Raw genomic sequence first — 10,213 nt, 5'->3', positions numbered from 1 at the left:
AGGGTGTGGCCAGCGTGCACCAGGGCTGGGTGAACCGGATGACGTGGATGCAGCGCCAGCACCACCTGCGGCCCGGCGAGACCGTCCTGCACAAGACCACGCTCACGTTCGACGACTCGTGCCTGGAGATCTTTTGGCCGCTGGTGTACGGGGGTCGGGTCGCGCTCATCGAGCCGGGCCGGCACCGCGACCCTCGTGCCATCCTCGACGCCGCCATCGCCTCGCGCGCGGTTCTGCTCCAGACGGTGCCGAGCATGCTGAACCTGCTGCTGGATACCGTCACACCCGAGGACAAGGCAGCTCTCGTTCTGCGTGCCGTTGTCTCCAGTGGTGAGGCGTTGCTGCCGGGTACGGTGCGGCGATTCGCCGAGTCGTTCCCCGGTACCTTGCACAACACCTGGGGTGCGACCGAGGTCTCCATCGACTCGACGAGCCACACGTGCACCGCTGACGACCACGACGACACCGGTGCGGTTTCCATCGGCCTGCCCTTTGACAACAACCGTGTGACCGTGCGTGATGCCCACCTCAACGAGGTGCCCGTCGGGGTCGTCGGCGACCTCTACATCTCTGGGATCGGTCTTGCGCGCGGTTACCTGAGCGACCCGGCCAAGACCGCCACCGTGTTCGTCGCCGACCCCGACGGCCCGGGCCGGCGCATGTACCGCACGGGTGACCAGGGGTATCGCCGGCCCGATGGCACGCTCAAATTCGCAGGACGCAACGACCACCAGGTCAAGATCCGCGGCATGCGCGTCGAACTCGGCGAAATCGAGGCGACCTTGTCTCGACACCCCCGGGTGGCGGAGGCCGTGGTGGTGGTGCAGGGAGCCTCTTCCGATCTGAAGCGGCTGGTGGCCCACGTCGTCCTCGCTGGCGACAGCGCGCTGTCGCCCGGAGCGGTGCGCACCTATCTGTCCGGTGAACTGCCGGAACACATGGTGCCGTCGTTCGTTCTCGTCCACGAGGCGTTGCCGCTCAACGCCAATGGCAAGGTGGACCGTAAGCGTTTGCCCGAGCCGGATCGTCTGCGGGACTACACCGAGGTGGAGTTCGTGGCACCCGAGGGGGACACGGAGATCGCCCTGGCCAGCATTTGGCAGGAGCTGCTCGGTGTCGACAGAGTGGGAACTCGAGACAGCTTCTTCGCTTTGGGCGGGCACTCACTCGCCGTCACCCGTCTCAATTCCAGAATGCAGCGCCGGTTCGGGGTCGGTCTGCCGCTCCAGGCCATCTTCGACCGGCCGACCATCGAGGCCATTGCTGACGAGCTCGAACGGCGTCTGCTGGAGCGTGTGAACGAGATGTCCGAGGACGAAGTACAGAAACTCCTGGAACAGATAGGGACATAACCCGACGATGGGCCGTGTGCAGGAGGCGGCACGCGTGTTTTCGCGTGAATGAGAGATGCAGGTGAGAGAGATCAAGGGGCGGCACCTGAAACCGCGCGGCATGGACGAACAGCGAGCCGTGCCGCTTGCTCCCAGGGAGTTTCGCGGCATGGCCTGCGGCTTGCCACCGGTTCCGGGTACGGCGGCGGAGCCTGGGGTCTGGATGGTTCGGCCCGATGAACTCCTGGCAGAACTGGAGGGCGGGGTCGCCGACGTGCTGAGCTCTGCGGAATGGGGCAGAGCTCAGGAATACCGGGATCCGGCAGACGGTGCCTCCTATGCGGCGGCCCACACGGCGCTGCGCCTGATCACGGGCACCTACCTCGGCATCAGCCCCGCCAGCATTCCCTTCGTGCGGCTGCCTTGTCCGTTGTGCGGTGCGCCGCACGGTCGTCCGGCCGTGCCCGGGGAGCCCTTTCATTTCTCTTTGTCGCGTAGCCGGACTCTCGCACTGATTGCCGTCTCCCCGACGCCTGTAGGCGTGGACGTGGAGGTACTCCAGAGACCGGACTCGGTGAACGAAGCTGTTCCGTTCCTGCATCCTCGGGAAATTGCAGAGCTGGGCGAGGCACCATCGTCCGACAGGCCGCTGGCCTTCACCCGAGCATGGGTGCGCAAGGAGGCCTACCTCAAAGCGATCGGCACAGGTCTGGGGCGCGACCCGTCACTGGACTACGTCGGCACGTACGAGAACCGACCGGGGACTTTTCCCGGCTGGTACGTCCGGGACGTCCACGCTGGCGAAGGGCACTTGGCTGCGATAGTGACACGACAAGGAGTGGAAGATGCCTGAAGGCAGCGGCCCCGATGCGGCGAGGACCACGAGCGCGGTGCTCGACGACGACATGACGGAGATGTTCCGTTGGACCGTCGACCTGGTGAATACCGATCCGGAAGTGCTCGGCCGAGATGGACTCGTAGACGCGCTTGTACCTCTTCCTGCAACGACGCCTGGGTTCATCGAGGTTGCCGAGGCGCGGAATGTGCGGGCCACGATGAGGGACGTCGTCCTGGCGGTGGACGAGGACACAGCAGTGCGAGCCCTCAACGCCGCCTTGCATGCCGTTGGCGCCGTGCCGGAGCTGCGGTACATCGATGGTGTCGGCTGGCGCCTGCGCCACACCACCCAGGCGTCCTCACCGGGTTCTGTCCTGGTGGCGCAAGCCAGTGCCGCGCTCAGCGCTCTGCTCGTGAGTGGCGGGTTCACGCGGCTGCGGCGTTGCCAGGCGCCGGGCTGCCGAAAGGCTTTCCATGACCTGACGCGCAATCGATCGCGTCGCTACTGCGACAGCCAGACATGCGGCAACCGGATGCATGTGAGGGCCTACCGTGAGCGCCGACGCACCAAGCACCGACCGACCGAGATGGCGTCAACGGTCAGCTGACGCTGAGTAAGCCCCGATGAACGGCTCCGGGGATCGGTAGAGGCTCTGTCGAGGAACCGGACGCGATCCTGCGCCGGTCCAACGTCGGCGCGATGCTCGAAGTCATGCGCCTGCTGGAGAAAGGCCGCCGCGCTGCCCTCGTCGGCGGGGGCAACGCGGCGGGCCATTACCCGAGCCGCCCGCGACCTCAGGGCCGGCAAGCGCAGTACCCACCCCGAGCTGATCCTCTTCGATTCCTGGGGCGATCTTCAGGAGTACGCCGAATACGACCCGTCGGGCCCTGACCTGCTGCCGCTGGTCGATCTCGTTGACGAACAGGGTGTCGACGTCATCCTTGCTGCGGTGGACAAACTCTCCGTCGAACAGGGCGCTGAGATCATGGTCTCCACTGCCCACAAGGCCAAGGGCCGAGAATGGGCCTCAGCCCGCATCGGCGAGGACTTCACCGAGCCGATGGATCAGGAAGAGACGAACGCGAACGGTGCCCTCTTGCCCGGAAACATCGACGACGCCGAAGCCCGCGTCGCCTACGTCGCCGTCACACGAGCCCGCTACCGACTCGACATCGGCGGCCTGGGCTGGATCAACCAGAACCCCGGCGGAACACGTCCGCGTCAGGACCGCGAATCTCCCTCCCTCTGGGACACATTGGGGCCCTCTCCGAACTGAGCTGACCCACCGAGGTGTGCCCGCCGGTCGCGGGCACACCTCCCATGCTCTTGTCGAGGTCGGACAAGCACCCTCAATGCCCGTCTGGCCTCGTCGGGAGCTACGCTTGCAGCCACCCAGGGCCCTCGCTGACCTCTTCTGGCTGCCCCACCGGTGGACAGTCGGTGGACAGACGCCTTGGGACAGTGCATCACGGGGTGGCACGGGTCAACCTGTCGCACGTGCTCTGATCAGGCAGAACGTCACCGGACAGCACGACGAAGCACCCCGCAACACGATCGCTCATGGTCTCGTAATGCGTAGGTCTCGGGTTCGAATCCCGAAGGCGGCTCCACCAGAACCCCAGGTCGGAACCATTCGGCCTGGGTTTTCTCGTTCGGGACGGACTGGTCCACGAAAATTGTCGGCCAAGTCATTGCAAAGGCCGACACAAAGCGGGCCCTTGCCCGGAGCTTTGTCGTATCTGAGGCAACATCCTGGTGAACGGTGAGTGGCGCGCGGCCGGGCGTGGGCACTGCCGTCGGCTGGATGGGGTGAGGGGCATGGCGGAGCCGAGGATCGCCGTCGCCGTGGTGACCATGGGGAACCGGCCCGACGAAGTCGACGCCCTGCTCAGGTCCATCGCCAAGCAGGACCTCGCCCCCACCCGCATCGTGGTCGTCGGCAACGGCTGCCGGCTCCCCGAGTTCGCCCGCCGCCTCGACCTGCCCGGGGAGGTCACCACCGTCGACGTGGAGGACAACCTCGGCTGCCCCGGCGGCCGCAACATCGCCCTCGACCGGCTGCGCGCGTACGGTGACGTGGACGTCGTCGTCGAACTGGACGACGACGGGGTGCTCGTCGACGTCGAGGTGCTCCGGCGGGTCCGGGATCTGTTCGCCGCCGATCCCCGCCTCGGTATCGTCGGCTTCCGCATCGCGGACGAGCAGGGCGAGACCCAGCAGCGGCACGTGCCGCGTGTCGGCAACGCCGATCCGTTGCGCGGGGGTTACGTCACCGGGTTCCTCGGCGGCGGACACGCCCTGCGCATGGCCATGCTCACCGAGACCGGGGACTGGCCCGCCGAGTTCTTCTTCGCGCACGAGGAGACCGACCTGGCCTGGCGGGCCGCCGACGCCGGCTGGAAGATCCTCTATGCGCCCGAACTGCTCCTCCAGCACCCCCGGACCTCGCCGGCCCGGCATGCCGTCTACTTCCGGGTGACCGCCCGCAACCGGGTCTGGCTGACGCGGCGTCGGCTGCCCCTGCCGCTGATCCCGGTCCACCTGGCCGTGTGGACGCTGATCACCCTTCTGCGCACCCGTTCGACGGGCGGCCTGCGCGCCTGGTTCGGGGGCTTTGTGGAGGGGGTGCGCGAACCTGCCGGTGAGCGCCGGCCCATGCGCTGGCGCACGGTCTGGCGGCTCACCCGGCTCGGGCGCCCGCCCGTCATCTGAGTCCGGCGACCTTCGTCCGGCAGCCTTCCTGAAACGGGACGAGGGTTCCGGTCGTTCACCTCCGCCGACCGGAACCCTCTCGCGTCCCCGGATCCAGGCCTGCGGCGACACTCCCCCGAGTTACGCGACATACGCGCGCGCCGTAGGGCCCGGTCCGATGCGAAGATCACATCAGGGCTCGCCAACGGATCGCTAACATATGGCCAGCGGTTCTCCTGGAGGTCACCAACCGGTTGGCGTGAAGGCGCCGTACGACTCCAGGGACAGGCCGGAAGCCCTGCGGATTCCGGCCCCGACGGCACGGAGAAGGTGGCGGGAACTCGTCCCCGACGGGATCGGATCCCGCCAGAAGCCAGGTACCGGCGGGCATCCCCGCCATGCAGCACGGTCGGCCATGACCGTGCGGGAAGGCGATGGGCGGAGTGATGCGGCGGTACGAGCTGCGGTTCGGACTGCTTGGCCCCCCGGTGCTGTATCTCCCCGGCGGCGACGTCCGCCCCATCGGCAGCCCCAAGATGCGCGCACTCCTCGCCACACTGCTCCTGGAGGCCGGGCGGGTCGTCTCCGTCGAGTCGGTCAAGGACGCGCTGTGGGGCGGGGCGCCACCGGTGTCCGCACATGCCTCGCTGCACAACCACGTCACCCGGCTGCGCCGACTCCTCGACGACCCGGAGCGGCTGCGCGCCGTACCGCCCGGGTATCTGCTGCGCGTCGACGACGGTGAGCTGGACGTCGACGTGTTCGACACACGGGTGGCGCAGGCGCGCGCGGCACACGAGCGCCGGGAGTGGGCGCCGGTGCTGAGCGCCTGCGCCGCCGCGCTCGCGCTCTGGCGCGGCAACCCGCTCTGCGGTCTCCCCGCCGACTTCGGCGGCTACGCCTTCGTGCAGCGCCTGGAGGAGGCCAGGCTGCTTCTGCTGCAGTGGCGCTACGACGCGGAGCTCGCCCTCGGAGGGCCGCGACTGGGCGGTGTCGTACCGGAGTTGGCGGCGCTCGTCGCGGAGTACCCGCTCCGTGAGGCCTACCACCGTCAGCTGATGCTCGCCCTCCATCGCACGGGCCGCCAGGCCGAGGCCCTCGCCGTCCACCGCGATCTGCGCAACCGCCTGATCGAGGAACTCGGCGTCGAGCCGGGAGCGGCGGTACGCCAGGCCCATGTGGAGGTACTGCGGGGGAGCGGCGCGGTGGGGGAGAGCGGATCGTACGAGGGTGTGGCTGACGGGGGTGTGTCGGACGAGGGCCTCCCGTACGAGGGTGCGTCGGATGAAGCTGCTGCGGGTGCGTCGTGGCCGGTCGCGCCGTTCCCCGCGCCCCTGGGGGGTGCGTCAGCGGGTCGTCAGTCGACAGGCGAGGGTGCCGATACCGGTGCGGAGCCCGACCCGGTTGGGGAGCAGCCCGTCGGACCCGGTTCTACGCGCGGCGACTCACCGGCGCTTCGGCCCGCCCAACTTCCCCCGGCCCCGGCCCACTTCACCGGACGTACCGCCATCCGCGACGAGCTGGGCGGTGCCCTCACCTCGGCGCCCGCCCCGGCAGTCGCCGTCCTCAGCGGTATGGCCGGTGTCGGCAAGAGCGCGCTCGCGCTGTATGTCGCCCACCAGCTGCGGGAACGTTTCCCCGACGGTCAGCTCTACGTCAACCTGCACGGCGCCACCCCTGGCGTACCCCCGCTCGCCCCCGCCCAGGCGCTGGCCGCGCTGTTGCGGGACCTCGGTGCCGACCCCCGGCACATCCCCGAACACCCCGACGCGGCCTCCGCGTTGTTGCGCTCCCTGCTCGCGCCGACCCGCACCCTGCTGCTGTTCGACGACGCCGCGAACGCCGCGCAGGTGCGGCCACTGCTCCCAGGCGGCCCCGGCTGCGCGGTGATCGTCACCAGCCGTTCGCCGCTCACCGCGCTCGACGGCGCCCGCAGGTTTCCGCTCGGGCCGCTGACCGGCGAGGACAGCGCGGCCCTGCTGCGCGCGGTCAGCGGGCGGGAGGAGATCGACGCCGGTCACCCGCTCGTCGGCCTCACCGGCCGGTTGCCGCTCGCCCTACGGGTGGTCGCCGCCCGGCTGGCCGCGCGCCGCGCCCTCACTCCCGAGGTGCTTGCCGGTCAGCTCGCCGCCACGGAGGGCAGGTTGCAGCACCTGGAGTACGACGACCTGAGCGTCCGGCGCTCCCTCGCCGTCGCGCATGACGCCCTCGCCGCCTCCGACCGGCTACCCGACCGCGACGCCGCCCTCGCCCTGTGCCACATCGGCGCCCTCGACCTGTCCACCTACGGCGCCCCGCTGATCGCCCGCCTCACCGGCACCGACGCGCGCCGCGCCGAGGCCGCCCTGGACCGGCTGGTCGACGTGGCCCTCCTGGAGGAGACGGCGTTCGGCCGTTACACCCCGCACGACCTGGTACGGGACTTCGCACGGGAACTGGCCGCGGGGACCGACCGCACCGAGGCCGCACTCACCGCCCTGCGCTGGTTCGCCGCCGTCGCCGAACTCGCCCTCGTCGCCATCCTCGAACCCGGCCTCGACCAGGGCGACCGCCGGCGGCCCACCGCCGCCCAGCCCCCCGAACACCAGCCGTACACAGCCGCCTTGCCCCCTTTCGAGTGCGCCGAGCACGCCTTCGCCTGGGGCGATCTGGAGCTGGAGAACATCGTCGCCCTGGTGGAGCGGTACGCCGACACGGCCGACCCGCGCATCAGCGCCTACCTCTCCACGCTCGTCCGGCTGCTCTTCCCCTACGTTTTGCGCAGCGGGCGGGTTGCCGAGATGGAGGTGCTCGGCACGGCCGCCCTGGCCGCCGCCCGGCGTCTGGGCGACGAGCCCGCCGAGGCCTACGCCATGGGCGATCTCGCCGGGCTGCACTTCCTGACCGGCCGCCAGCGGGAGGCCCTCGCCCTGACCGACCAGGCCCTCGCCCTCTGGCGGCGGCTGGACGTGGTGTCCTGGATCCGGCGCAGCCTGAACAACCGGGGGCTGCTCCTTGAGGGGCTCGGACGGTACGACGAGTCGGGCGAGGCGCTGCGGCAGAGCCTGGAGTACTCCCGGCAGCTGAACGACCCCTATGGCGAGGCCGTCACCCACAGCCACCTCGGCAACCTCTACGAGCACACCGACCCCCGCGCCGCCATCGAGCACCACCGGCGCTCACTGGCGATCGGGGACTCCATCGGCGCCGTCATCGTGCAGCACTCCGCGCACTGCAACATCGGCTACGCCCATCTCGCCCTCGGCGAACCGGCGGCCGCCGCCACGCACTTCGAGGAGAGCCTGCGCATCCTCGGCCGCCACGGCGACTGGCACGGCGAGTCCCAGACCCGGCTCGGTCTGGTCCGCGCCCTGCGCGGTCTCGGCCGCACCGACCGCGCCCACCACGAGTGCGCCGAACTCCTGGACCGCGCCGACGCCCGCGCCGACCGCTACAGCGGCGGTCTCGCCCGCCACCAGCTCGGTCTGCTCCTGCGCGAGCAGGGGCGTACGAGCGAGGCGTACGACGTCTGGCGCGCGGCCCTGGCCGCCCTGGACGGCACGGACGAGCCCAACGTCCTCGTGGAGCTGCGCGAGCTGCTGTCGGCCGGTGACTGATCACTTCGCGTCGGCATAGCACTCCACCACCGCCGTCGTGAACGGAAAGCGGACCGGCGTCTCCCCGAACGTCAGCCGTCCCGCCAGGTCGGCCGCCTCCCGGATCGCCGCCACGACCGCCCCGGTCTCCTCCTTGGGGCAGTGCACGATCACCTCGTCGTGCTGGAAGAAGACCAGCTCGGCCGCAAGGTCCGCGCAGGTCCGACGCAGCGCCGCGAGCATCAGCAGAGCCCAGTCGGCGGCGCTGCCCTGAACGACGAAGTTGCGTGCGAAGCGGCCTCTGGCACGGGAGTTGGTGGACGCGTAACCCGGCACCCAGCCGTCGGCCGCATGCTCCTCCGGCTCCCCCTGGGGCAGGCCCCCCTCTTCCGCGCCGTCGCCCGCACCGGCCGCCGGAGGGCAGGTCCGGCCCAGCCAGGTCCGCACCAGCCGGCCCTCCTCGCCGGCCCGCGCCGCGTCGTCGACGTAGGCCACCGCCCTGGGGAACCGGCGCCTGAGCGCGGCCAGGTTCTTCAGGCCGTCGCCCGAAGTCTGGCCGTAGACAGCGCCGAGGACCGCGAGCTTGGCCTGCTGGCGGTCGCCGGAGAAGGCGCGGTCCGAGACGGACTGGTAGAGGTCGGTCTCCCGCCCCGCGACCTCCATCAGCCCGGGGTCGCGGGAGATCGCCGCGAGCACCCGTGGCTCCATCTGGTCGGCGTCCGCGACGACCAGCCGCCAGCCGGGGTCGGAGACCGCGGCCCGCCGGATCACCTTGGGGATCTGCAGTGCGCCCCCGCCGTTGGTCACCCAGCGCCCGGTGACCGTGCCGCCCGCATGGAACTCGGGCCGGAACCGGCCGTCGCGCACCCAGTCCTGGAGCCAGGTCCAGCCGTGCGCCACCCAGATCCGGTAGAGCTTCTTGTATTCGAGGAGCGGCTTCACCGCCGGGTGGTCGATGCCGGAGATCTCCCAGCGGCGGGTGGACTTCACCTTGATCCCGGCCTGGGCGAAGGCCTTGATCACATCGGCCGGCAGATCCGGGCGGACCCGCCTGCCGAACGCGGCCGACACCTCGTCCGCCAGCTCGGCCAGCCGGCGGGGCTCGCCGCCGCCCGCGTACCGCTCGCCGAGCAGTTCGCGTAGCACCTCGCGGTGCATCTCGGCGCTCCAGGGCAGGCCCGCGCGGTTCATCTCGGCGGCGATCAGCATCCCCGCCGACTCCGCGGCCGTCAGCAGCCGCATCCGGTCCGGGTGTTCGGCCCGGTCGTGCCGGTGCTGCTGCTCGGCGTAGACCACGAGGAGTTCGTCGAGCGTCAGGCGGGCGGTGCCCTGCGGCTCGAACAGCGTGGACTGCGCGCCCGGTTCGGCCGAGCGCGGTGGCGGATCGGACGGTACGGGGCCGCCGCGGAGGCGGGCCAGGGCGGCGGCGGCCGAGCGCGGCTCACCGGACCGTCCCTCGTGGCCCAGCAGGAGCGTCTCGGCGTCCTCGATGTCGTAGCACCGCTCTACTCGCACCCCCGTGGCGAGCAGACGCGGGTAGACCTCGGCGGTCGACCGCCACACCCAGCGTGTGACCTCCGGGCGGCCCCTGACCGCCCCGGCGAGATCGGACTCCCGCCGCACCGGCCCGGCGGGCAGCCCGTCCGGACCGAGGGGGGCGACATCCACGCCACCGTCCTCGGCCGGAGCGAGAGCCCACCGGTCGGTCATGCTGCGAGTGTGGCACCCGGCACTGACAATGGCTCTGACCTGCGGATTGAATGGTGAGTGGCCGTCGC

At 70.5% G+C, this 10,213-nt stretch carries 7 protein-coding genes; 6 read left to right on the top strand and 1 reads right to left on the bottom strand.

What is annotated here, in order from left to right:
- From ACZ7OO_RS38340 to ACZ7OO_RS38315, 6 genes are all read left to right on the top strand, one after another.
- Positions 1-1,352 (top strand): non-ribosomal peptide synthetase (locus ACZ7OO_RS38340; RefSeq protein WP_471512087.1); only part of this gene is annotated, 1,352 nt, incomplete at its 5' end.
- 61 nt (positions 1,353-1,413) lie between these two features.
- Complete coding sequence (locus tag ACZ7OO_RS38335) at positions 1,414-2,184, top strand: 4'-phosphopantetheinyl transferase family protein (RefSeq protein WP_471512086.1); 771 nt, start codon at positions 1,414-1,416, stop codon at positions 2,182-2,184.
- Positions 2,177-2,776, top strand: coding sequence for a CGNR zinc finger domain-containing protein (locus tag ACZ7OO_RS38330; RefSeq protein WP_471512085.1), 600 nt, complete (start codon positions 2,177-2,179; stop codon positions 2,774-2,776). Before ACZ7OO_RS38335 ends, ACZ7OO_RS38330 begins: the two co-directional genes overlap by 8 nt.
- A 342-nt stretch (positions 2,777-3,118) precedes the next feature.
- Positions 3,119-3,445 carry a 3'-5' exonuclease gene (locus ACZ7OO_RS38325; RefSeq protein ID WP_471512084.1) on the top strand — a complete coding sequence of 109 codons (327 nt, stop codon included), beginning with the start codon at positions 3,119-3,121 and terminating at the stop codon, positions 3,443-3,445.
- Positions 3,446-3,987: 542 nt separating this feature from the next.
- Positions 3,988-4,881, top strand: a complete 894-nt coding sequence (locus ACZ7OO_RS38320) for a glycosyltransferase family 2 protein (RefSeq protein WP_471512083.1) — start codon at positions 3,988-3,990, stop codon at positions 4,879-4,881.
- A gap of 425 nt (positions 4,882-5,306) precedes the next feature.
- Positions 5,307-8,456, top strand: coding sequence for an AfsR/SARP family transcriptional regulator (locus ACZ7OO_RS38315; RefSeq protein ID WP_471512082.1), 3,150 nt, complete (start codon positions 5,307-5,309; stop codon positions 8,454-8,456).
- Here ACZ7OO_RS38315 and ACZ7OO_RS38310 read toward each other — a convergent pair whose 3' ends face one another.
- Positions 8,457-10,145, bottom strand: coding sequence for a bifunctional 3'-5' exonuclease/DNA polymerase (locus ACZ7OO_RS38310; protein WP_471512081.1), 1,689 nt, complete (start codon positions 10,143-10,145; stop codon positions 8,457-8,459).
- Positions 10,146-10,213: the final 68 nt, after the last annotated feature.

The sequence above is a fragment of the Streptomyces sp. NPDC111744 genome, assembly GCF_055634995.1.
The sequence above is the reverse complement of the archived record's forward strand: the minus strand, read 5'-3'. Positions and strand labels throughout refer to the sequence as shown.

Bases quoted from the DNA above. Each gene is read 5' to 3' on its own strand.
- ACZ7OO_RS38315 (WP_471512082.1), top strand. From the start codon at position 5,307: ATGCGGCGGTACGAGCTGCGGTTCGGACTGCTTGGCCCCCCGGTGCTG.
- ACZ7OO_RS38330 (WP_471512085.1), top strand. From the start codon at position 2,177: ATGCCTGAAGGCAGCGGCCCCGATGCGGCGAGGACCACGAGCGCGGTG.
- ACZ7OO_RS38320 (WP_471512083.1), top strand. From the start codon at position 3,988: ATGGCGGAGCCGAGGATCGCCGTCGCCGTGGTGACCATGGGGAACCGG.
- ACZ7OO_RS38310 (WP_471512081.1), bottom strand. From the start codon at position 10,145: ATGACCGACCGGTGGGCTCTCGCTCCGGCCGAGGACGGTGGCGTGGAT.